Origin of the sequence: Caldimonas sp. (assembly GCF_046289365.1) — a bacterium.
Lineage (GTDB): Bacteria > Pseudomonadota > Gammaproteobacteria > Burkholderiales > Burkholderiaceae_C > Caldimonas.
On the sequence record NZ_JBKBVU010000003.1, the window covers coordinates 1 to 19,394 of the forward strand.

General features: G+C 67.8%; 18 protein-coding genes. 17 read left to right on the forward strand and 1 reads right to left on the reverse strand.

Translation table 11 applies throughout. The annotated features are described in order from the left end of the window. The 10 genes from ACK42S_RS00665 to ACK42S_RS00710 form a co-directional block, all read left to right on the forward strand. Positions 1–604 (forward strand): four-carbon acid sugar kinase family protein (locus tag ACK42S_RS00665; protein WP_409702215.1); only part of this gene is annotated, 604 nt, incomplete at its 5' end. Further along, complete coding sequence (locus ACK42S_RS00670) at positions 604–1,275, forward strand: aldolase (protein ID WP_409702217.1); 672 nt, start codon at positions 604–606, stop codon at positions 1,273–1,275. The genes ACK42S_RS00665 and ACK42S_RS00670, both read left to right, overlap by 1 nt. Positions 1,276–1,285: 10 nt before the next feature. Continuing rightward, positions 1,286–2,074: a 2-oxo-tetronate isomerase gene (gene otnI / locus ACK42S_RS00675; protein ID WP_409702219.1), complete on the forward strand. Its 789-nt coding sequence runs from the start codon at positions 1,286–1,288 to the stop codon at positions 2,072–2,074. Beyond that, entirely contained in the window at positions 2,071–3,087 is a 1,017-nt protein-coding gene (gene denD / locus ACK42S_RS00680; RefSeq protein ID WP_409702222.1) for a D-erythronate dehydrogenase, read from the forward strand. The genes otnI and denD overlap by 4 nt, the downstream gene beginning before the upstream one ends. A 70-nt stretch (positions 3,088–3,157) precedes the next feature. After that, positions 3,158–4,129, forward strand: coding sequence for a TRAP transporter substrate-binding protein (locus ACK42S_RS00685; protein WP_409702224.1), 972 nt, complete (start codon positions 3,158–3,160; stop codon positions 4,127–4,129). 225 nt (positions 4,130–4,354) lie between these two features. Next, complete coding sequence (locus tag ACK42S_RS00690) at positions 4,355–4,855, forward strand: TRAP transporter small permease (protein WP_409702226.1); 501 nt, start codon at positions 4,355–4,357, stop codon at positions 4,853–4,855. Positions 4,856–4,889: 34 nt separating this feature from the next. Then, positions 4,890–6,200 (forward strand): TRAP transporter large permease, encoded by a 1,311-nt coding sequence (locus tag ACK42S_RS00695; RefSeq protein ID WP_409702228.1) that lies wholly within the window; start codon positions 4,890–4,892, stop codon positions 6,198–6,200. Positions 6,201–6,220: 20 nt separating this feature from the next. Beyond that, complete coding sequence (locus tag ACK42S_RS00700) at positions 6,221–7,669, forward strand: aldehyde dehydrogenase family protein (RefSeq protein WP_409702230.1); 1,449 nt, start codon at positions 6,221–6,223, stop codon at positions 7,667–7,669. 10 nt (positions 7,670–7,679) lie between these two features. Next, positions 7,680–8,435, forward strand: coding sequence for an SDR family oxidoreductase (locus tag ACK42S_RS00705; protein WP_409702232.1), 756 nt, complete (start codon positions 7,680–7,682; stop codon positions 8,433–8,435). A 200-nt stretch (positions 8,436–8,635) separates the two neighbouring features. Next, positions 8,636–9,811, forward strand: coding sequence for a rhodanese-like domain-containing protein (locus ACK42S_RS00710; RefSeq protein ID WP_409702234.1), 1,176 nt, complete (start codon positions 8,636–8,638; stop codon positions 9,809–9,811). Positions 9,812–9,821: 10 nt separating this feature from the next. Here the strand turns inward: ACK42S_RS00710 and ACK42S_RS00715 are convergent, their stop codons facing one another. Continuing rightward, the gene (locus tag ACK42S_RS00715) at positions 9,822–10,379 is read right to left on the reverse strand and encodes an HNH endonuclease (RefSeq protein ID WP_409702236.1); all 558 of its coding nucleotides are present in this window, start codon (positions 10,377–10,379) and stop codon (positions 9,822–9,824) included. A 623-nt stretch (positions 10,380–11,002) separates the two neighbouring features. On the opposite strand from ACK42S_RS00715, the gene ACK42S_RS00720 reads away from it, so the two are divergent. From ACK42S_RS00720 to ACK42S_RS00750, 7 genes are all read left to right on the forward strand, one after another. Next, positions 11,003–11,719, forward strand: coding sequence for a TetR/AcrR family transcriptional regulator (locus ACK42S_RS00720; RefSeq protein WP_409702238.1), 717 nt, complete (start codon positions 11,003–11,005; stop codon positions 11,717–11,719). 15 nt (positions 11,720–11,734) lie between these two features. Continuing rightward, positions 11,735–13,525 carry an acyl-CoA dehydrogenase C-terminal domain-containing protein gene (locus ACK42S_RS00725; protein ID WP_409702240.1) on the forward strand — a complete coding sequence of 597 codons (1,791 nt, stop codon included), beginning with the start codon at positions 11,735–11,737 and terminating at the stop codon, positions 13,523–13,525. A 57-nt stretch (positions 13,526–13,582) separates the two neighbouring features. Further along, positions 13,583–14,023: a DUF2147 domain-containing protein gene (locus tag ACK42S_RS00730; RefSeq protein ID WP_409702242.1), complete on the forward strand. Its 441-nt coding sequence runs from the start codon at positions 13,583–13,585 to the stop codon at positions 14,021–14,023. A gap of 58 nt (positions 14,024–14,081) precedes the next feature. Continuing rightward, the gene (locus tag ACK42S_RS00735) at positions 14,082–16,466 is read left to right on the forward strand and encodes a 3-hydroxyacyl-CoA dehydrogenase/enoyl-CoA hydratase family protein (RefSeq protein WP_409702244.1); all 2,385 of its coding nucleotides are present in this window, start codon (positions 14,082–14,084) and stop codon (positions 16,464–16,466) included. 13 nt (positions 16,467–16,479) lie between these two features. Then, the gene (locus ACK42S_RS00740) at positions 16,480–17,676 is read left to right on the forward strand and encodes an acetyl-CoA C-acyltransferase (protein WP_409702246.1); all 1,197 of its coding nucleotides are present in this window, start codon (positions 16,480–16,482) and stop codon (positions 17,674–17,676) included. Positions 17,677–17,737: 61 nt separating this feature from the next. Then, positions 17,738–18,625 carry an alpha/beta fold hydrolase gene (locus ACK42S_RS00745; protein ID WP_409702248.1) on the forward strand — a complete coding sequence of 296 codons (888 nt, stop codon included), beginning with the start codon at positions 17,738–17,740 and terminating at the stop codon, positions 18,623–18,625. After that, positions 18,622–19,386 carry an enoyl-CoA hydratase gene (locus tag ACK42S_RS00750; RefSeq protein ID WP_409702250.1) on the forward strand — a complete coding sequence of 255 codons (765 nt, stop codon included), beginning with the start codon at positions 18,622–18,624 and terminating at the stop codon, positions 19,384–19,386. The genes ACK42S_RS00745 and ACK42S_RS00750 overlap by 4 nt, the downstream gene beginning before the upstream one ends. Positions 19,387–19,394: the final 8 nt, after the last annotated feature.

The following is a 19,394-nucleotide window of genomic DNA, read 5'->3' on the forward strand; positions in this document are numbered from 1 at the left end:
CGCCGGCTCGGGCGTGGCCCTGGGCCTGCCGGCCGTCTATGAAGCGCAAGGCTGGATCCGGCCCGATGCCCAGGCGGCTGCGCTGAGCGCCGTGGGCGGTGCGGCAGCGGTGCTGTCGGGCTCGTGTTCGCTGGCCACCAACGCGCAAGTGCAGCACTGGATCGAGTCGGGCCGGCCGGCCCTGCGCATCGATGCACGCGAGCTGGCGCAAGGCCGGCCCGTGGCTGTCGAGGCCTTGGCCTGGGCGCGCGAGCGGTTGCCCGGCGCGCCGGTGCTGGTCTATGCCACGGCTGGGCCTGACGAGGTGCAGGCCCTCCAGGCCGAACTCGGCGCCGAGCGGGCGGGGGCCCTGGTGGAACAGTGCCTGGCCACCATTGCGCAGGGCCTGGTCGAGGCCGGCGTGCGCCGCCTGGTGGTGGCTGGCGGCGAAACCTCCGGGGCCGTGGTCCAGGCTCTGGGCGTGCAGCGCTTGCGCATCGGCGCGCCCATCGACCCCGGCGTGCCCTGGACGCAGGCCGAGGAACGGCCGCTGCTGCTGGCGTTGAAGTCCGGCAACTTCGGCAGCGCCGACTTCTTCAACAAAGCCCTGGCGCAGGTGGCGTGATGGCCCGGCAAGACCCCCAACGCCTGGAGATCTGCCGCATCGGCCGCTCGCTCTTCGAGCGGGGCTACGTGCATGCCACGGCGGGCAACATCAGTGTGCGCCTGGACCAGGCCGACGGCGGCGGCTTCCTGATCACGCCCACCGATGCCTGCCTGGGCTTCCTCGACCCCGAGCAACTGGCCTGGGTCGATGCACAAGGCGAGCAGCGCAGCGGCGAACGCGCCAGCAAGACTCTGGCCTTGCATCGTCGCATCTATGCCGCGGCACCCGAGGCGCGCTGCATCGTCCACACCCATTCCACCCACCTCGTGGCGCTGACGCTGCAAGGCGTGTGGCACCCGGACGACATCGTGCCGCCCCTCACGCCCTACTACGTGATGAAGGTGGGTCATGTGCCCTTGATTGCCTACCACCGCCCTGGTGATCCGGTCGTGGCCGAGGCGCTGGCGCAGGTGATTGCAGCCGCCGCGCAGCGGGGCACGCCGTTGCGCGCCGTGATGCTCGACCGACTGGGCCCTGTGGTGTGGGGCGAGAGCCCGGCGCAGGCGATGGCCACGCTGGAAGAACTGGAAGAGACCGCCCGGCTGTGGCTGATGTGCCACCCCCGGCCCGCCCCCCTGACCGACGCCCAGATCGATGATTTGCGCCGCCACTTCGGCGCGCGCTGGTGAGACGCCCACCATGCCCCGCTTCGCTGCCAACCTGTCGATGATGTACACGGAGCACGACTTCCTGGACCGTTTTGCCGCCGCGGCGGCTGACGGCTTCAGGGCGGTCGAGTTCCTCTTCCCCTACGCCTACGCACCGGCGGACCTTGCCCGATGCCTGCGCGAGCAGGGTCTCACGCAAGCCCTGTTCAACCTGCCGCCTGGCGACTGGGCCAGCGGTGAGCGGGGCCTGGCCGCGCTGCCGGGCCGCGAGGCCGAGTTCGCCGCCAGCGTGCAGCAGGCTTTGATGTACGCCCAGGCCACTGGCTGCCGCCGCCTGCACGTGATGGCCGGGATTGCGCCCGCCGGTGCCGACCGCGACGCGATGCGGCGCACCTACGTGGCCAACCTGCGCTACGCGGCCCAGCAGTTCGCGCCCCACGGCATCACCGCGTTGATCGAACCCATCAACACCCGCGACATGCCGGGCTACTTCCTGAACTACCAGCAGCAGTCCCATGAGATCGTGGCCGAAGTGGGCGCGCCCAACCTGAAGGTGCAGATGGACCTCTACCACTGCCAGATCATGGAAGGTGACCTCTTGATGCGGCTGAAGCGCCACCTGGCCGGCGTGGGCCACCTGCAGATCGCCGGCGTGCCGCAGCGCCACGAGCCGGACACCGGCGAGGTGAACTACCGCTGGCTCTTCGACGAGATCGATGCGCTGGGCTACGAGGGCTACATCGGCTGCGAATACCGTCCTCGCGGGGGCACCTCGGCAGGGCTGGGCTGGTTTGCGCCCTACAAGGAGTCCCAATCATGAAGGTGCTGATCACCGGCGGAGCCGGCTTCCTGGGCGCGCGTCTGGCGCGCGAGCTGCTGCAGCGCGGCAGCCTGCGTGGCCAGCGCATCGAGCGCCTGGTGCTGGCCGATCTGGCCGAGACCCGCGACGCCGCGCTGCGTGACGACGCCCGCGTGCGGATGCACGTGGGCGATCTGCTCGCCCAGATGCCTGCGTTGATGGCCGACCCGTTCGATGCCGTGTTCCATCTGGCCTCGGCCGTCTCGGCCGAATGCGAAGCCGACTTCGACCTGGGCCTGCGCTCCAACCTCGACACCACACGTGCGTTGCTGGATGCCTGCCGGGCGCAGTCGAGCCGAGGCGCATCGGCGCCGCTGTTCGTGTTCTCCAGCTCGGTGGCGGTGTATGGCAGCGACCCGGCTGTGCCGCTGCCGGCTGTGGTGGACGACCGCACCCTGCCGACGCCGCAGTCGAGCTACGGCATTCACAAGTTCATCTGCGAACAGCTCGTGGCCGACTACACCCGCAAGGGCTACATCGACGGCCGCACCGCCCGCCTGATGACGGTGTCGGTGCGGCCCGGGCGGCCCAATGGGGCCGCGTCGTCCTTTCTGTCGGACATCGTGCGCGAGCCGCTGGCCGGGCAGGAGGCGGTCTGCCCGGTGTCGCCCGACATGGCGGTGGCCCTGGCCTCGCCGGCCAGCACCATCGCGGGCCTGCTGGCCGTGGCTGAGGCCACGCGCGAAGCTTTCGGGGGGCGCACCGCATTGAACCTGCCGGCGCTGACCGTCACCGTGCAGCAGATGCTCGACGCGCTGCGCGAGGTGGGCGGGGAAGAAGCCTTGCGGCTCGTGCGCTTCGAGCCGGACGCCACCATCGCGCGCATCGTCGGCAGCTGGCCCTCGCGTTTCGACAGCCCGCGTGCGCGCAGCCTCGGGCTTTTCCCGGATCGTGATTTCCACAGTGTCGTGCGGCAGTACGTGCGTGACCATCGTCAGGCCGTGCGCAATGCCCAGGCGCTGGCCTCGTGCTGAATTCCCGTTGAACACCACAAAAAAACCATCCTTCCCCCTCGCTCACACACTCACCACAGGAGACAAACCCATGAAGCTCAAGCAGATCCTCGCCCTCCTTGCCACCGGCCTGGGGCTGGCCGCCGCGACCCAGGCGCAGACCGTGCTCAAGATCGGCTACGCCACCTCGCCGCAGTCGCACTACGGCGTGGGATCCACCGTGTTCTGCGACGAGGTCGAGAAGGGCACGCAGGGCCGCTACAAGTGCCAACACTTCCCCAACTCGGCCCTGGGCGGCGAGCGCGAGCAGATCGAGGCGGTGCAACTGGGCACGCAGGACCTGGTGAACACCTCCACCGGCCCGCTGGGCAACTTCGTGCCCGAGGTGAAGATCGTGGACATTCCCTTCCTCTTCCGCGACTACGACCACGCCCGCAAGGTGATGGACGGCCCCATCGGCCAGGACCTGCTCAAGAAGATGGCCGCCAAGGGCCTGATCGGTCTGGCCTGGACGGAGAACGGCTTCCGTCACATGACCAACTCCAAGCGTCCCATCGTGCAAGCATCCGATGCTGCCGGCCTGAAGATGCGCACCATGGAGAACAAGGTGCACATGGACGGCTACAAGACCTTCGGCATCCTGCCCACACCCATGCCTTTCCCCGAGTTGTTCACCGCGTTGCAGCAGGGCACGGTCGATGGCCAGGAGAACCCGATCCCGGTGATCCTGTCGTCCAAGTTCTCGCAAGTCCAGAAGCACCTCTCGCTCACGGGCCATGTCTACTCGCCGGCCGTGCTGATCCTCTCGCCGGCGGTGTGGAACAAGCTGTCCGAGGCCGACAAGAAAGTCTTCGTCGAAGCCGCGAAGAAGGGCGCTGCCGCTCAGCGCAAGAAGGTCAACGACGACGAAAACAACGGCATCGCCCAGCTCAAGGCCGATGGCATGCAGGTCGTCGAGAAGGTCGATGGCGAGAGCTTCCGCAAAGCGGTGGCCCCGGCCTATGCGCAGTACGCCAAGGAGTTCGGGGCAGACAAGATCGCGGCGATCCAGGCGGTGCGGTAAGGCCCACCCCTGACGCGCTTGGGCGGCTTGCAGCCCGCGCCAGACCGAGGACGGTCTGGCCCTTGGCCAGGCACGCACAGTCCGCAGGGACTGTGCGTGCCCGGGCTCAGCCCCCCCAGGGGGGGCGCCGCTGGCGGGCGGCCAAGCCGGATCCACGGCGGTTGCTGGCGCCTTGCCTATGGCGGTGAGGCTGGTTGATCGCGATCTTCACTTTGGATGGTTGAGATGGGTCTCGTGAGAGCTGTGTTGCGGTCGGTGGACCGGGCGGTGGAGTCCGTGGCGCTGTACGTGGCCTGCGCCTTGCTCGCGGTGATCGTCTGTCTGGGGATGTGGCAGGTGGTGTCGCGCTTCGTGCTGTCGCAGCCGTCCACCTTCACGGAAGAGGCCATGCGCCGCCTGCTGATCTGGATGGTGATGCTCGGCGTGGTGGCGGCCTTCCGGCAGGGGGCGCTGGTGTCGGTGGACCTGATGCTGCGCCTGTCCACCGGGGCCTGGCGTCGTGTCGTGCGCGGCCTCATCACCGCCAGCAGCCTGGCCTTCCTGTCCGTGCTGGTGTGGTACGGCTTCGATCTGGCCTGGCGCGTGCGCTTCCAGACCTTTGCCAGCATGGACCTCTCCATGGGCTGGGCCTATGCGGCGCTGCCGGTGGGGGCGCTGCTGGCGATGGTGGCCGTCGTGGCCCATCACCTCGACCCCCGCCACCCGGAACTCGAGACCGCGCAATGACGCGCATCCCCCTGTGGCCACCTAGGACCTGCTGATGTCGTTCACCCTGCTCGTCACGATGCTGCTGGGCTTTGCCTTCAGCGTCTCGATCGCCGTGTCCATCGGCGGTGCGGCCATGCTCGGCATGGCGATCTTCGAAGCCGACAAGCTCATCCTCGCGCCCAAGGAGATGTTCACCGCCATCGACAAGTTCCCGCTGGCGGCCATCCCCTTCTTCATCCTGGCCGGCAACCTGATGGAGACCGGCGGCATCTCGCGCCGTCTGGTGGACTTCGCCAAGTCCCTCGTCGGGGGCGTGCAGGGCGGCCTGCCGATGACCTGTGTGCTCACCTGCATGATCTTTGCCGCGGTGTCGGGCTCGTCGGTGGCCACCACCTTCGCGATCGGCGCCATCCTGATCCCGGCGCTGATCCAGCACGGCTACCCGAAGAGCTACGCCGCTTCGCTGCAGGCCACCTCGGCCGAGCTGGGCGTGGTCATCCCGCCGTCCATCCCGATGATCCTCTTCGGCGTCTCGGCCGAGGTGTCGATCGGCGAGCTCTTCATCGCCGGCATCGGCCCGGGCCTGCTGATCGGTGGCACGCTGATGCTCTTCGTCTACCTCTACTGCCGCTGGAAAGGCTGGGGCAAGCTCGATGGCGACGGCCGCCAGCCGGTGCTTCAGGCCACCGGCCGAGCCGGTTGGGCGCTGCTGATGCCCGTCATCATCCTCGGTGGCATCTACGGCGGCGTCTTCACACCCACCGAGGCCTCGGTGGTGGCGGTCTTCTATGCCCTGATCGTGGGCTTCGTGATCCACCGCGAGCTCACGCTGCGAGACCTGATCCCCGTGCTGCGCAAGTCGGTCCTCTCCAGTGCGGTGATCATGTTCATCATCGCCAATGCCGGCCTGTTCGCCTACCTCATCACCCGCGCCGGCATTCCAGATGCGCTGGGCCAATGGCTCACCGAAGTGCTGCAATCGCCCGTCTGGTTCCTGCTGGGCGTCAACGCCGCGCTCTTCGTGATCGGCATGTTCATCGAGACTTCGGCGGCCATCATCGTGCTGGCCCCCATTCTCGTGCCGGTGGCCGCGCATTTCGGCATTGACCCGGTGCATTTCGGGATCATCATGGTGGTCAACCTGGCCATGGGCATGATCACGCCGCCCTTGGGGGTCAACCTCTTTGCCGCGTGCACCGTGGCGCGCATCTCGCTCGACCAGATCATCCGGCACCTGCTGCCCTTCGTGCTCGTGATCCTGGGCTGCCTGATGATCATCACCTATGTTCCAGGCATCAGCCTGGGCCTGCGCGATCTGGTGTTTGCCGCACCGATCGCCGGCCCGGCGATCGGCCCGCAGTGAGCGCCGACAAGGAGTCCGCCGTGAGCACCATTCCCCGCCATTTGCATTTCATCGCCAACCGCCGCGTGCCCTGCGCCCGTGGCGACACCCTGCCGGTGATCGATCCCTCCGACGGCCAGGTGTTTGCCGAGATCGCCCGGGGCGGTGAGGCCGAGATCGACCAGGCCGTGGCCGCCGCACGCGGCGCCGCAGAGGGAGCCTGGGGGCGCATGCCGGGCGTCGAGCGCGGGCGCATCCTCGCACGCACCTGTGCGTTGATTCAGCAGCACGCCGACGAGCTCGTGAAGCTCGAATCGCGCGACTGTGGCAAGCCGCTCACCCAGGCACGCAACGACGTGACGGCCGTGGCGCGCTACTTCGAGTTCTACGCCGGCGCGGCCGACAAGGTGGGCGGTCAGGTGCTGCCCTACCTCGCCGGCTACACCGTGCTGGCCGACCGGGAGCCGCATGGGGTGACCGGCCACATCATCCCCTGGAACTACCCGCTGCAGATCTTCGGCCGTTCGGTGGGGGCGGCGCTGGCGGCCGGCAATGCCTGTGTGGTCAAGCCCGCCGAGGATGCCTGCCTGTCGCTGCTGCGCCTGGCCGAGCTGCTGGCCGAAGCGGGCCTGCCGGCCGGGGCCCTCAACATCGTCACCGGGCTGGGCAGTGAGGCCGGCGCGGCGCTGGCCTCGCACCCGGGGCTGGACCACATCTCCTTCACCGGCTCGCCGCCCACCGGCACCCGTGTGGCCCAGGCCGCCGCGGCGAACCATGTGCCGGTGACGCTGGAGCTGGGCGGCAAGTCGCCCCAAGTGGTTTTCGACGATGCCGACCTCGATGCCGCCGTGCCGGTGATCGTCAATGCCATCGTGCAAAACGCCGGACAGACCTGCTCGGCTGGCAGCCGGTTGCTGGTGCAACGGGGGGCCTATGAGCCCCTGCTGGCCAAGCTCTCGGCCGCCTTCTCGGCCCTGCGCGTCGGGCCGGCTTCGGCCGACCTTGCCTGCGGCCCGCTGATCCGTGCCTCGCAACTGGCCCACGTGCGCCACATGGTGCACGAGGCCCGCGACGACGGCTTGATCGTGGCCGCCCACGGCCAGATCGTCACCGATGCGCCGCACGGTGGCTACTACTTCGCCCCCACGCTGTTTCGCGACGTGCCCCACGAACATCGCCTGGCCCAGGAAGAGGTCTTCGGCCCGGTGCTCGCGGCGATGGCCTTCGAGGACGAGGACGACGCCGTGCGCCTGGCCAACGGCACGCGCTTCGGCCTCGTGGCTGGCGTGTGGACGCGCGAGGGCTCGCGTGCGCTGCGGGTGGCCAAGCGCCTGCGCTGCGGCCAGGTCTTCATCAACAACTACGGTGCGGCCGGCGGGGTGGAGCTGCCCTTCGGCGGCGTCAAGGCCAGCGGCCACGGACGCGAGAAGGGCCTGGAAGGCCTGATCAGCTTCACCCGCGTGAAAACCATTGCCATCAAGCACGACTGAGGAGTTCCCGATGAGACTGAAGGACAAGATCGCCATCGTCACCGGTGCCGGTTCCGGCTTCGGCGAAGGCATCGCCAAGCGTTTTGCGCAGGAGGGCTGCAAGGTCGTCGTGAACGATCTCGTCGCCGAGGGCGGGCAGCGCGTGGCGGCCGAGATCCGTGCCGCCGGTGGCCAGGCGCATTTCATCCAGGCCGATGTGTCCAAGGATGGCGATGTCAAACGCCTGATCGAAGGCGGCATCGCCCATTTCGGCGGCTTGCACATCGTCGTCAACAATGCCGGCACCACCCACCGCAACCGGCCCATGCTGGAAGTGAGCGAGGCGGAGTTCGACCGCATCTATGCCGTCAACGTGAAGAGCCTGTTCCTCACGGCCCGGCATGCCGTGCCGCACTTTCGTGCTCAGAAGAACGGCTGCTTCATCACCATCGCGTCCACCGCCGGCGTGCGCCCGCGCCCGGGGCTCACCTGGTACAACGGCAGCAAGGGCGCGGCCATCACCACCAGCCGTTCGATGGCGGCCGAACTCGGCCCGGACAACATCCGCGTCAACGTCATCAACCCGGTGGCCGGCGAGACGGCCCTGCTGGCGCAGTTCATGGGCGAGGACACGCCCGAGCGCCGCGCGCAGTTCATCGCCACCGTGCCGCTGGGCCGGCTGAGCCGCCCGCTGGACATCGCCAACGCCGCGCTCTATCTGGCCAGCGACGAGGCCGAGTTCATCACCGGCGCCTGCTTGGAAGTCGATGGCGGACGCTGCGTGTAACGTCTTGTTTCAGATGTCGCCCCCCTAGATCGGCAGTTGACACGATCGGCGAGAACGAATTAACGGCCGGCTCCCTTTCCCGGGCTGGCTGCATTGACTTGTCGCCTGCGCACCGCAAGATCTCGGGTATCTTCCGCCCCGGCGGCGCTCGGCTGCGAGCGCCGTCCCATGACGAAGCAAGACACTCCGGGGGTAGCGACATGACCATCTCGATGACTGCGCGCGCCGCCGCGGCTGCGCTGGGAGCCGCCGCGGCGCTGGCGGCCGGGCCGCTGGCGGCCCAGACCAAGGTGCTGATCAATCCGGGCGATCAGGGCGAGCAATCCCGCTTTGCCGTCTACAGCGCCTGGAAGACCGCCGTCGAGGCGGCCCTGCGCAAGGACAAGCTCACGCCGGTGGTGGCCCTGTCCACCGATGCCACCGCTGACCTGGCCACCACGCGCTCGCGCCTGCACGACATCTTCGTCGCGCCGGCCCATGTCATCGGCAGCGCGCTGCGCTACGGCTACACCCCCGTCGTGGGCCTCGATGCCCCGGTGCGAGCCGTGCTGGTCGTTCCCAAGGACAGCCCGGTGAAGTCGCTGCAGGACGCCGCCGGCAAGCGCCTGGGCCTGCCCCTGCAGGACAGCCTCGTGACCTACCTGGTGCGCGGCGAGGTCAATGCCGCCAACACCACCATCAAACAGCATTTCGGCGGTGTCTTCGAGACGCGCTACCAGGAGGCGCTGCTGCCGTGCCTGCAGGTGCGCCGCTGTGACATCGTGGCCGTCGAGCGCAGCGTCTACGACCGCTGGGTGGCCGCCGGCGAGCCGGTGCGCATCGTCATGGAAAGCAAGTCCTCGCCCGCGCTGAGCGTGGCGGTCAAGGACGGCAGCGGCGTCAACGCCGACACCGTGCGTGCCGCGATCGCCGACAGCAGCGCCATCACCCAGGGCGTGAAGCTGGCCTCGCTGTCCAAGCGCGACTTCGAATACGTCTCCACCCTGGGCTACTTCACCCCGCGGGTTCTGCCCGGGGCCACGGTCGTCGATGCGAAGACCGTCCAGCAGCTCATGCAGTCCGGCGCACAGTACATCGACACCCGCACCGAGGCGGAATTCCGCGCCGGCCGCGTGCCCGGTGCCAAGCTCGTGCCCTATGTCGAGAAGAGCCCCAAAGAGGCCGACTACGACCCCTCGCTCGACAAGTTCGACCTGAGCCAGTTGCCGGCCGACAAGAGCGCCTCGCTGATCTTCGCCTGCAACGGGGCCGAATGCTGGAAGAGCTTCAAGGCCAGCCATGCCGCCGTGAAGGCCGGCTACACCAAGGTGCATTGGTTCCGCGGCGGGTTCCCGGAGTGGCGCAGCGCCGGGCTGCAGGTGCACAAGGACGACTGAGCGCCGGTCTTCAGCCGTGCAGCCGGCTGCTGCGCGGCACGCTGGCCAGCAAAAACTCCATCTGGTCGGCCAGGATGCGCCGGCCGCGCAGGATCATGTCTTCGTGCAGGCTGGGCACGTAGGGCAGGTAGAGCAGGCTCATGCGCGCTTCCTCGGGCGTGCGGTTGCCCTTGCGCCCATTGCAGGCCCGGCAGGCCGTGATGCAGTTCATCCAACTGTCCAGCCCGCCGCGCGAAGTGGGCACGATGTGCTCGCGCGTCAGCTCGTCGGGAGGGAACTGCCCGCCACAGTAGGCGCAGATGTGACGGTCGCGCGCGAACAGCTTGGTGTTCGACAGCGCCGGCACCTGTCGCCAGGCCCGGCTGGGGATGGCGCCGCGCACCGCGATGATCGGATGCAGTTCGATGCGCGAAGGCAGGCCGCTGGCGCGCTGGATCCCCCCGCGCAGCACGATGAAGGGATCGCCCAGCGTCCAGGCAACGCCATCGGTGGCGTAGAGCGTGGCCGCGTCCCGGGTGGAGATCCAGGCTTGCGGGCGGCCGGACACGTCGAGCTGCAGCACGTCCATGGCGAAACCTTGTGTCCCTGCAGAGGGTGGGCGCAGAGCTTCCGAAACGGGGGCCAAGGCCGTTTCGCGAAGCAACATCGCCCAGCATATGGCAAGACGCCCCGGACGCTCAAGCGCCCGCCGCAAAGCCCCATGCGCCATGCCTCAGCCGGCCAAGCGGGCCTGCTGGCCGGCCTGGCCGTCACCGCGGCGTTCCCGTGTCAGCGCACCGGCCGCCTCTGGAGCGAGCCCCATCACACGGTGCCGCCGCCGTCGTGGCGCCAGGCACCTGCGCGTCGAGCCGCGGGACGTCCTTCAGGAAGCGCGCGGAAGGAAAGCCGCCCTCGGCCGCGCCGCACGCGAGAGCGACGAAGACCCTTCGGGCGTGGATGAGGTCGAGACCGAAGAGGGCCCGTCGATGCCGACGCCTGCCGCGACGGGCTTGTGTCCGCGCAGGCCTTGGTCCACACTGGACCGGCGGGCCCGGCGTGGCCCGGCCAGTCAAGATCAGGGTAAACCCTCAATCGATGACCATGGCTGTGGCTTTCTAGGGATAAAGCCCTAGGAAATGCCGGCAGCGACTTGCCCCGGTGCGGTGGAATTCTGCAAAATAGAACGACCGTTCGTTTTATTTCGGGGTCTCCGTGAGCGCACTGCCTTCCACCACGACCAAACCCCCCCGCGGGGGCGGGCGCAGCCTGCACAAGGGGCAGCAGACCAAGGCGGCCATCCTCGACGCGGCCCTCGCGCTGGCCTCGCAGGTGGGCCTCGAAGGCCTGTCCATCGGGGCGCTGGCCGAGGTCATGCGCATGAGCAAATCGGGCGTCTTCGCCCACTTCGGCTCGCGCGAGGAACTGCAGATCTCGGTGATTCGCGAATACCACAACCGCTTCGAGGAGGAGGTGTTCTTCCCCTCGCTGGCCGAGCCGCGCGGCCTGCCGCGCTTGCGGGCGCTGTTCGAGCGCTGGGTGCGCCGCGTCTCGGTGGAAATCGACTCGGGCTGCATCTACATCAGCGGCGCGGTGGAGTTCGACGACCGCCCCGGGCCCGTGCGCGATGCCCTGGCCGACATGGTGCTGACCTGGCACAAGGCCCTGGGTCGCGCCATCGCGATCTCCGTGCAGGAAGGGCATCTGCGCGAGGACACCGACCCGCTGCAGATGCTTTTCGAGATCCACGGCCTGATTCTCGCCCTGCATCACGACGCGCGCTTCCTGCGCTCTGCTGGCGCCCTGGACCGCGCGCGTCGTGGCTTTGACTTCATCGTGAGCCACTATGCGACGGACAAGGCGCCCAAGGCCACGCCCTTGAAGTCGCCCCGCAAGACCGTTTCCAAGACCTCCCGCCAACCGTCTGTCTGAACCCAGGAGCCCTTCATGCCCCAGTACACCCCGCCGCTGCGCGACATGCAATTCGTGATGCACGAAGTGCTGAACGTGGTCGACGAGCTCAAGACCCTGCCGGCCCATGCCGACATCGATGCCGAGACGATCAATGCGGTGCTCGAAGAGGGCGGCAAGTTTGCTGCGCAAGTCATCTTCCCGCTGAACATCAGCGGTGACGAGGAAGGCTGCACGCTGGACAAAACCACCCACGAGGTCAAGGCGCCCAAGGGCTTCAAAGAGGCCTACCGGCAGTACGTCGAAGGCGGCTGGCCCGCGCTGAGCTGCGACCCCGAGTACGGCGGACAGGGCCTGCCGCATGTGGTCAACCAGTCCTTCTACGAGATGCTCAACTCGGCCAACCAGGCCTGGACCATGTACCCGGGCCTGTCGCACGGCGCCTACGAGGCCCTGCATGCGCACGGCACGCCCGAGCAGAAGAAGCTGTATCTGCCCAAGCTGGTCAGTGGCGAGTGGACAGGCACCATGTGCCTGACCGAACCCCATTGCGGCACCGACCTGGGCCTGCTGCGCACCAAGGCCGAGCCCCAGGGTGACGGCACTTACAAACTCACCGGCCAGAAGATCTTCATCTCCGCCGGCGAGCACGACCTGGCCGAAAACATCGTCCACCTCGTGCTGGCCCGTCTGCCTGACGCCCCGCCGGGCTCCAAGGGCATCTCGCTGTTCGTCGTGCCCAAGTTCAAGGTCAACGCCGACGGGTCGCTCGGCGAGCGCAACCCCATCTACTGCGGCGGCCTGGAGCACAAGATGGGCATCCACGGCAACGCCACCTGCCAGATGATCCTCGACGGCGCGGTGGGCACGATGGTCGGCGAGCCCCACAAGGGCCTGGCGGCGATGTTCGTGATGATGAACGCCGCCCGCCTGGGCGTGGGCATGCAGTCGCTGGGCTTGACCGAAGTGGCCTATCAGAACGCCGTGGCCTATGCGAAGGACCGCCTTCAGATGCGTGCCCTGTCCGGCCCGAAGGCCCCGGACAAGCCGGCCGACCCGATCATCGTGCACCCCGACGTGCGCAAGATGCTGCTCACTGCCCGGGCCTATGCCGAAGGCGCACGCGCTGTGGCGATGTGGACCACGCTGCAGCTCGACAAGGAGCTGGCCACCGATGACGAAGACGAACGCAAGGAATGCGCCGACCTGGTGGCCCTGCTCACGCCGATCATCAAGGCCTTTTTCACCGACAACGGCTGGATCGCCACCTCGCACTGCCTGCAAGTCTTCGGCGGACACGGCTACATCAAGGAATGGGGCATGGAGCAGTACGTGCGCGATGCCCGCATCAACATGATCTACGAGGGCACCAACACGGTCCAGGCGCTGGACCTGCTGGGCCGCAAGGTACTGGCCGACAACGGTGCCAAGCTCAAGAAGTTCGGCAAGCTGGTGCAGGACTTCATCGAAGAAGAGGGCGTCAACGAGGCGATGCAGGAGTTCGTCAACCCGCTGGCCGACCTGGGCGAGAAGGTGACCAAGCTCACGATGGAAATCGGCATGAAGGCCATGGGCAATGCCGACGAGGTGGGTGCCGCGGCGGTGGACTACCTGCGCGTGTGCGGTCACCTGGTGTTCGCCTACTTCTGGGCCCGCATGGCCAAGGTGGCCCTGGCCAAGCAGGACAGCGGCGACCCCTTCTACACCGCCAAGCTGGCCACCGCGCGCTTTTACTTCGCCAAGCTGCTGCCCGAGACCGCCAGCCTGATCCGTACGGCCCGTGCCGGTCTCAAGCCGTTGATGGAGATGGACGAGGCGCTGTTCTGATGGTCTGACCTCATGCGGGCCGCGTTGGCCCGCACTCATACGCACTGGAGACAAGCGATGAACAACAAGGCCCTGATCGCCGCTGCCGCGTGGCTGCTCAGCGGATTCGTACAGGCTAGCCCCGTGGGGCTGTGGAAAACCATCGACGACGCCACGAAGAAAGAAAAGTCGTTGGTGCGGATCACCGAGCAAGGCGGCGTGCTCAGCGGTCGCATCGAAAAACTGCTCGATCCGCAATCCAAACCCGATGCGGTGTGCGACAAATGCAGCGATGAGCGCAAGGGGCAAGCCATCGTGGGCCTGAACATCATCCGCAATGTGCGCCAAAACGCCGACGATGCCTCGATCTGGGAGGGCGGAGACATCCTCGACCCGAACAATGGCAAGGTCTACCGGGTGCGATTGAAGCCGGTGGACGGCGGCAAGAAGCTCGAAGTGCGCGGCTACATCGGGGCGCCCCTGCTCGGGCGCACCCAGGTCTGGCAACGCGTCGAATGATCCCCGTGCCGCAGGCGCGTGGTTCCGCGCCTTCGGCCTTCACATCAAGGAGAACCCCGTGAGTCGATTCCAAGTCCGCAAGGTGGCCGTGCTCGGCGCCGGCGTGATGGGCGCGCAGATCGCCGCCCATCTGGTCAACGTGAAGGTGCCGGTCGTGCTGTTCGACCTGCCGGCCAAGGACGGCCCGAAAAACGGCATCGTCAGCAAGGCCGTCGAGAACCTGAAGAAGCTCAAGCCCGCCCCGCTGGGCATCCCCGAGGACGCGGCCCGCATCGAGCAGGCCAACTACGAGGAGCACATCGACAAGCTGCGCGAGTGCGATCTCGTCATCGAGGCCATCGCCGAACGCATGGACTGGAAGCTCGATCTGTACAAGAAGATCGCGCCCTACGTGGCCCCGCACGCCATCGTTGCGTCCAACACCTCGGGCCTGTCGATCACCAAGCTCAGCGAAGCCCTGCCCGAAGAGATCAAGCCACGCTTTTGCGGCATCCATTTCTTCAACCCGCCGCGCTACATGTACCTGGTGGAGCTGATCCCCACCCCCACGACGAAGCCCGAGATCCTCGACCAGCTCGAAACCTTCGTCACCACGAGCGTGGGCAAGGGGGTGGTGCGCGCCAAGGACACGCCCAACTTCATCGCCAACCGCGTGGGCATCGCCGGCATGCTGGCCACCATCAAGGAAGCCGAGAACTTCGGCCTGACCTACGACGTGGTGGACGACCTCACCGGCAAGAAGATGGGCCGTGCCAGCTCGGGCACCTTCCGCACCGCCGATGTGGTGGGCCTGGACACCATGGCCCACGTCATCAAGACCCTGCAGGACAACCTCAAGGACGACCCCTTCTACGCCAGCTATGCCACGCCGCCGGTGCTGGCCAAGCTGATCGAACAGGGCGCCCTGGGCCAGAAGAGCGGGGCGGGCTTCTACAAGAAGGTGGGCAAGGACATCCTGCGCCTGGACCCGGCCAAGGGTGAATACGTGCCCGCCGGCGCCAAGGGCGACGAGCTCGTCGCGCGCATCCTGAAGAAAGCCCCGGCCGAGCGCCTGAAGCTGCTGCGCGAGTCCAGCAACCCGCAGGCCCAGTTCCTGTGGGCCATCCTGCGCGACAGCTTCCACTACGTGGCCGTGCATCTGGAAGCCATCGCCGACTGCGCCCGCGATGTGGACTTCGCGATGCGCTGGGGCTTCGGCATGAGCCAGGGCCCCTTCGAGCTGTGGCAGGCCGCCGGCTGGAAGCAGGTGGCCGAGTGGGTGAAGGCCGACATCGACGCCGGCAAGGCGCTGTGCTCGGCGCCGCTGCCCGACTGGGTCTTCGACGGCCGCGAGGGCGTGCACACGCCCGAAGGCTCGTGGAGCCCGGCGCAGAAGACCTACATCCCGCGCAGCAGCCTGGCCGTCTACCAGCGCCAGCACTTCCCCGAGGCCGTGCTGGGTTCGGGTGCCGTCGAGCCGCTCAAGGCCGGCACCGAGGTGTTCAAGAACGACGAGGTCCGCGTGTGGACGCTCGACGGCGAGGTGCTGATCGCCAGCATCACCGCCAAGCTGCACCTGATCAGCCCCACCGTGACCGAAGGCCTGCTCAAGGCCGTGGACCTGGCGGAGCAGGGCTACAAGGGCCTGGTGATCTGGTCGCCCGATGACGTCTTCTCGGCCGGCGCCAACCTCGAGGCGCTGATGCCGGTGTTCATGGCCAAGGGCTCCAAGGGCATCGCCCCGGAGGAGAAGAAGCTGCAGGACGCGATGCTGCGCATCCGCTATGCCCAGGTGCCGGTGGTCTCGGCCCTGCGTGGCATCGCGCTGGGCGGTGGTTGCGAACTCGCCATCCACAGCGCCTGCCGTGTGGCCGCAATGGAAAGCTACGTGGGCCTGGTGGAAGTGGGCGTGGGCCTGATCCCCGGCGCGGGCGGCCTGACCTACATCGCCCGCCGCGCGGCCGAGATGGCCGCCGCCGGCAATGCCAATGCCGACATCCTGAGGTTCCTGACCGACGGCTTCACCAGCGCCGCGATGGCCAAGGTGGGCACCAGCGCGATCGAATCGCGCAAGCTGGGCTACCTGCTCGACAGCGACGTGATCGTGCCCAACAAGGACGAGCTGCTCTACGTGGCCCTGTCGCAGGCCAAGGCGATGTTCGATGCCGGCTACCGTCCGCCGCACAAGGCCGTCTTCCCGGTGGCCGGCCGCTCGGCCAAGGCCACGATCATGGCCCAGTTGGCCAACATGCGCGACGGCGGTTTCATCAGCCAGCACGACTTCCACATCTCCAGCCTGATCGCCGACGTGGTCTGCGGCGGCGAGGTCGAGGCCGGCTCGCTGGTGAACGAGGAGTACCTGATGGCCCTGGAGCGTCAGCACTTCTGCAGCTTGCTCGACCATCCCAAGACGCAGGAACGCATCATGGGCATGCTGCAGACCGGCAAGCCGGTTCGCAACTGATCGGAGATCTCACATGAAACAAGTTCAAGACGCCTACATCGTCGCCGCCACGCGCACTCCGATCGGCAAGTCGGGCCGCGGCTATTTCAAGAACACCCGTCCGGACGACCTGCTGGTGGCGGCCATCCGCGGCGCGCTCAAGCAGGTGCCCCACCTCGATCCCAAGGCCATCGAGGACGCCATCGTCGGCTGCGCGATGCCTGAGGCCGAGCAGGGCATGAACGTGGGCCGCGTGGCCGCGCTGCTGGCCGGCCTGCCCCACACCGTGGGCGGCGTCACCGTCAACCGCTTCTGTGCGGCGGGCCTGACGGCCGTGCAGATGGCGGCCGACCGCATCCGCGTGGGCGAGGCCGACGTGATGATCGCCGGCGGCGTCGAGTCGATGAGCATGGTGCCCATGGGTGGCAACAAGCCGTCCTTCAACCCCGAGGTGTTCGCGCGCGACGAGAACATCGGCATCGCCTACGGCATGGGTCTGACGGCCGAGAAGGTCGCGCAGCAGTGGAAGGTCTCGCGCGAGGCGCAGGACGAGTTCGCGCTGCACTCCCATCTCAAGGCCCTCAAGGCGATCGAGACCGGCGAGTTCAAGGACGAGATCACCCCGGTGGAAATCGTCGAGCGCTTCCCCAACCTGGCCGACGGCAGCATCACCGTCAAGACCCGCACCGTGGACGTGGACGAAGGCCCGCGCGCCGACACCTCGCCCGAAGGCCTGGCCCGCCTGAAGCCGGTGTTCGCGGCCAAGGGCAGCGTCACCGCCGGCAACAGCTCGCAGACCTCCGACGGCGCCGGCTGCCTCATCCTGGCCAGCGAGGCCGCGATCAAGCGCTACGACCTTCAGCCCCTGGCCCGCTTCGTCAGCTTCGCGATCAAGGGCGTGCCGCCCGAGATCATGGGCATCGGCCCGATCGAGGCCATCCCCGCGGCGCTGAAGTACGCCGGGCTGACGAAGGACCAGCTCGACTGGATCGAGCTGAATGAGGCTTTTGCCGCCCAGTCGCTGGCCGTGCTCAACTCGCTGGACCTCGACCGCAGCAAGGTCAACCCCATGGGCGGTGCGATCGCCCTGGGCCACCCGCTGGGCGCCACCGGCGCGATCCGCTCGGCCACGGTGGTGCACGCGCTGCGGCGCCACAACCTGAAGTACGGCATGGTCACGATGTGCGTGGGCACCGGCCAAGGGGCCGCGGGCATCTTCGAGCGCGTCTGAGCGCAGCCGCAGGCCGCCTTGCGCGGCCTGCCTTCCTTCCATCGTCGACAAGGAGACCGGGATGGAGCGGCAAACCCTCGTCACACCCGAAGGCGTGCGCCTGGGGGTGCGCCACTACCGGCCCGATTCGCAGGTCTGTGCCCCGAAGGCCGTGGTGCTGATCGCACCGGCCATGGGCGTGCAGCAGGGCTACTACGAAGCCTTTGCGCGCTGGCTGGCCGAGCAGGGTTTCCTCGCCGTCAGTTTCGACTACCGCGGCATGGGCGAGTCCCGCCCGTCGGGTCTGCGCTCACTGCGCGGTTTCGAGGCCGACCTTTTCGACTGGGCGCGTGACTTCGATGCGGTGATCGATGCCGTCGTCGATGGCTCGCCCGACCTGCCGCTCTACGTGGTGGGCCACAGCCTGGGGGCGCAACTGCCCGGCCTGCTGCGCAACCGCGACCGCATTGCGGGCCTGGTGTCGGTGGCCGCCGGCAGCGGCTACTGGCGCGACAACGCACCGCCGCTGCGACGCATGGTCCTTTACTTCTGGTATGTGCTGGTGCCTGTGGCCACGCGTGTCTTCGGCTACTTCCCCGGCAAGCGGCTGCGCAAGGTGGGCGACCTGCCGCGTGGCGTGATCCTGCAATGGCGGCGCTGGTGTCTGCACCCACGCTACCATGTGGGGGCCGAAGGGGCGAGCGTGCGCGAGGCGTTCGAGCAGGCGCGCTTTCCCGTCGTGGCCCTGTCGATCACCGACGACGAGCTGATGACCGAGCGCGGCACGCGGGTGCTGGTGGACTGCTATGCCAATGCCCCGCGGCGCATCGAGCGCATCGCGCCCCAGGATGTGCAGGCCCGTCGCATCGGCCATTTCGGCTTCTTCCGCGACCAGTTCGAGACCACCCTGTGGCGCCGCGTGAAGGAGCTCTTCGAGAGCTTCACCCCCTACAGCAAGGAGACCGCATGAGCATCAAGACTGCCGTCCTCAACGGCGTGGCCAGCATCGAGATCGCCCGGCCCGAGAAGAAAAACGCGCTGACGGCCGCGATGTACCAGGCCATGGCCGACGCCCTGGCCGCAGCCCGGGACGACAAGAGCGTGAGGGCCGTGCTCATCCAAGGCCAGCCGGACATCTTCACCTCCGGCAACGATCTCGAAGACTTCATGCAACGGCCACCTCAGGGCATGGATTCGCCGGTGTTCCAGTTCATGCGCGCCCTGCTGGAATGCGACAAGCCCGTGGTGGCGGCCGTCACCGGTGCGGCCATCGGCATCGGCACCACGATGCTGCTGCATTGCGACTTGGTCTATGCGGCCGACACCGCCCGTTTCGCGATGCCCTTCGCCAGCCTGGGCCTGGTGCCCGAGTTTGCCTCCAGCCTGCTCGTGCCACTGTACGCCGGCCATGTGAAGGCGGCCGAGAAGCTGCTGCTGGGCGATCCTTTCGGTGCCGAGGAAGCCCAGGAGATGCGCCTCGTCAACGCCATCGTGCCGGCCGGCGAGGTGGTGAACCATGCGCGGCGCGTGGCCGAGCGTTTCAACCACCTGGCGCCGGCGGCCGTGCGCGAGAGCAAGAAGCTGCTGCGCCGGGCGAATGCCAAGCTGGTGCAGGAGACCATCGCGGTCGAAGGCGAACTCTTCGGCCAGCGCCTGCGCAGCCCCGAGGCCCGCGAGGCCTTCCAGGCCTTCTTCGACAAGCGCAAGCCCGACTTCACGAAGTTCGACTGAGCCTGCCC

Coding starts and splice junctions, on each gene's coding strand:
- ACK42S_RS00685 (WP_409702224.1), top strand. CDS start 3,158: ATGAAGCTCAAGCAGATCCTCGCCCTCCTTGCCACCGGCCTGGGGCTG.
- denD (WP_409702222.1), top strand. CDS start 2,071: ATGAAGGTGCTGATCACCGGCGGAGCCGGCTTCCTGGGCGCGCGTCTG.
- ACK42S_RS00670 (WP_409702217.1), top strand. CDS start 604: ATGGCCCGGCAAGACCCCCAACGCCTGGAGATCTGCCGCATCGGCCGC.
- ACK42S_RS00690 (WP_409702226.1), top strand. CDS start 4,355: ATGGGTCTCGTGAGAGCTGTGTTGCGGTCGGTGGACCGGGCGGTGGAG.
- ACK42S_RS00695 (WP_409702228.1), top strand. CDS start 4,890: ATGTCGTTCACCCTGCTCGTCACGATGCTGCTGGGCTTTGCCTTCAGC.
- ACK42S_RS00745 (WP_409702248.1), top strand. CDS start 17,738: ATGGAGCGGCAAACCCTCGTCACACCCGAAGGCGTGCGCCTGGGGGTG.
- ACK42S_RS00740 (WP_409702246.1), top strand. CDS start 16,480: ATGAAACAAGTTCAAGACGCCTACATCGTCGCCGCCACGCGCACTCCG.
- ACK42S_RS00710 (WP_409702234.1), top strand. CDS start 8,636: ATGACCATCTCGATGACTGCGCGCGCCGCCGCGGCTGCGCTGGGAGCC.
- ACK42S_RS00750 (WP_409702250.1), top strand. CDS start 18,622: ATGAGCATCAAGACTGCCGTCCTCAACGGCGTGGCCAGCATCGAGATC.
- ACK42S_RS00705 (WP_409702232.1), top strand. CDS start 7,680: ATGAGACTGAAGGACAAGATCGCCATCGTCACCGGTGCCGGTTCCGGC.
- ACK42S_RS00730 (WP_409702242.1), top strand. CDS start 13,583: ATGAACAACAAGGCCCTGATCGCCGCTGCCGCGTGGCTGCTCAGCGGA.
- otnI (WP_409702219.1), top strand. CDS start 1,286: ATGCCCCGCTTCGCTGCCAACCTGTCGATGATGTACACGGAGCACGAC.
- ACK42S_RS00725 (WP_409702240.1), top strand. CDS start 11,735: ATGCCCCAGTACACCCCGCCGCTGCGCGACATGCAATTCGTGATGCAC.
- ACK42S_RS00715 (WP_409702236.1), bottom strand. CDS start 10,379: ATGGACGTGCTGCAGCTCGACGTGTCCGGCCGCCCGCAAGCCTGGATC.